Below are 1,836 nucleotides of genomic sequence, written 5' to 3' on the forward strand. Positions count from 1 at the left end.
CCTCCCTCAATAAAGAAAGCGAAATCTCACGATTTCTTCGTTTTTCTTAGATTTTCATAGTAGTTTATTTACTAGTAATTGCTTTTTAGGTGGGTAAATATCACTCGAAAGGATAAAATTGGACTCAAAAAGAAAAAAGACTCATAACCCACTACCCAATCACTTACACAAATTGGTAAATAAGTAAAAATATGATCGCACTGGTGGATGTCCACATTTCTCATGGAGGTCAACCCTCCCATGCCTCACAGAGTCTTCGCTCTCAAATTCCTTCGTCCAACCTTTCCATGAGGTGGATGTCAGCCATGCTGCCCCACAGGGTCCTGCCCGTAATTTAGTTGCTTTGCCGACTTATCCGTGCTTCAAATGTACCCGTCCTACAAAACACACAACTACTAATTTATCTAATATAAAAGAGAATTAAGCTGCCATTTCTACCTTCCTTGATGCTGACAAATGAGGAATATCCTTTAACATCTTTTCTTCACTAAAATCAAACTGTTTTTTACCTATGCTAAAGAAAATACGGATCAGTTTATTACATAAAGCAATAAGGGACTGCATCTTCTTTAATGGATTATCAGGTCGTTGAGTATAGTAAGCGTGTAATGCTTTAAATGCTGAATTTTGTGCAACTAGAATCATACAGACCCTAAACAATAGGGCCCTCAATTTCTTACGTCCCCTCTTTGTGATGGTCGTTTTTCCCTTGTGCTTACCGGACGTATTTTCTTTCAAACTTAACCCCGCCAGCTTAATAATTTGTCTAGGATGATTATAATCACTGAGGTCGCCGACCTCCGCAAAGAAACCGGCAACCGTATCCCTGCCGACACCTTTAATGGCCAACATTTGTGGAACACCAGGTATTTCTTCAAGTAATATATCTATTTTTGCATCCAATTCTTCGAATTTAAGCTGGATTAGTTCATATTTATCAAGTAGCGTTTTCAGCTCCAATTTGGCCATATCAGAGCCTTGCCGAAGTCCGATGGACTTACTGGCAGCTTGCTTTAACTCTTTAATTTTACTGAGCCCCACACTCCGGGTAACGGCTTTTCTTAGGTGGATGAGCAGCTCTTGATCAGAGAATTTTATCATTTCATGTGGTAAGGCATTTAACCTTAAGAATTGTAATGCTGCCTTACCTTCCCACTTCTTAAAGACTGTTAGAAATTCTGGAAAGTACCGATCAATCCAGTTGTGAACCTGTCCTTGGACCGTTTGGAGGTCATCCGTTAGAAGATCGCGAATTTTCTTTGCCACTCGGAGCTCGGCATAAACTCCTTGCGGTATAGTAGGTTCGGCGTATCTTCCGTCTTTGACCAGCTGGGCAATTACTCTGGCATCTTTTACATCATTTTTAGTTGGTGAATTATCATCGAGTTCCTTGCTTTTCTTCACGTGCAAGGGATTTACAGCCACAAACTTAATCTCATTTTCTTTCAGAATATGAGCTAGGTTGAACCAATAATGGCCAGTCGGTTCCATCCCAACTATCACTTTATCCATGGCTTGTTCTCTCTTCAACTCAGAAATCCACTTAAGAAAATGGGAGAACCCCTCTTTTGTGTTTTCAAAATAACAAGGTGATCCGAACTCCATTCCTCTAAAGTCCTGAGCACGTGCCACATGCTTGAATTTAGCGATGTCCACCCCTATAATTAGCGTTTGAGAAGTAATTTGAGCAAGCTTCTTATTTTGGTTATAATTCATTTTAGGCCTCCTGGTATTTGAGTATTGTCCTTTTCGCTGGCCGGCTTCAGGACACTCTCATTCTACCAAGAGGTTATTTTTTTGTTCAAACCTCATTTTCACTCATTACAGGAATGCTGC

1 protein-coding gene is annotated in these 1,836 nt (G+C 40.3%); it reads right to left on the bottom strand.

Annotated elements, in window-relative coordinates; genetic code table 11:
* Window positions 1-420 precede the first annotated feature (420 nt).
* A complete protein-coding gene (locus COE25_RS29465) occupies window positions 421-1,716 on the bottom strand; it encodes an IS110 family RNA-guided transposase (RefSeq protein WP_098935173.1) in 1,296 nt (431 codons plus the stop codon).
* Between the last annotated feature and the right edge of the window lie 120 nt (window positions 1,717-1,836).

Origin of the sequence: Bacillus sp. AFS031507, assembly GCF_002584635.1 — a bacterium.
GTDB lineage: Bacteria > Bacillota > Bacilli > Bacillales > Cytobacillaceae > Neobacillus.